Annotated in this window: 1 pseudogene; it reads right to left on the bottom strand. The window is 47.6% G+C overall.

Going from position 1 to position 635, the window contains the following annotated elements:
- A pseudogene (locus tag R7Q46_RS27900) lies at positions 1-394 on the bottom strand (oligopeptidase A); the annotation flags it as partial.
- Positions 395-635 lie beyond the last annotated feature (241 nt).

The following is a 635-nucleotide window of genomic DNA, read 5'->3' on the forward strand; positions in this document are numbered from 1 at the left end:
CGGTGATGGTTTTCTGCTGGGCACGCGTTAACGTTGCAAATTCTTCTCTCGCTTTGATGGTTTTGTACGCTTCGTACAGGCCTTTGTGCTGACCAACCCAAGTGCCGTATTCCGACAAAATTGGTAGGCAGCTTTCGTACGCTTCACGCAGAGCTTCGCTGTTCACCACAGAGTTCATGTGACCAACTGGCGACCAAATGCGGCTCAGACGGTCATCAATTTCTTCTAGAGGAGCAATCACATTTTCCCAAGTTGGGTTGGTGTTGTCTTTTAGCACCTCTTCAACTTTGGCGCGACAATCTGCAATCGCCTGCTCGACAGCAGGTTTAATGTGTTCTGGTTTGATTTGCGAAAACGGAGGTAGGTCCGTAAACGTTAGAAGTGGATTAGACATGAATAATTCCTTTTGTGTTTTGGCTCTATGACTGCCCATAAAATAGGCGGACCCAATGCACAAGTAAGCCGACAACATGGATTGGGGGAGCTCCGTTCCCTTTCTCTATGCTGCGATGACCGGATGATCAACGAGAGCTTGCTCTGTCCTTGAGTCTTATTCTGCCTAAGTGGCAGAGCACTCTATTGGAGCACTGCGATCCCACTTAGGTTCAATATGTTTAGTAAGTATGGGTGACTTA

It is taken from the genome of Vibrio sp. 811 (genome assembly GCF_033339195.1).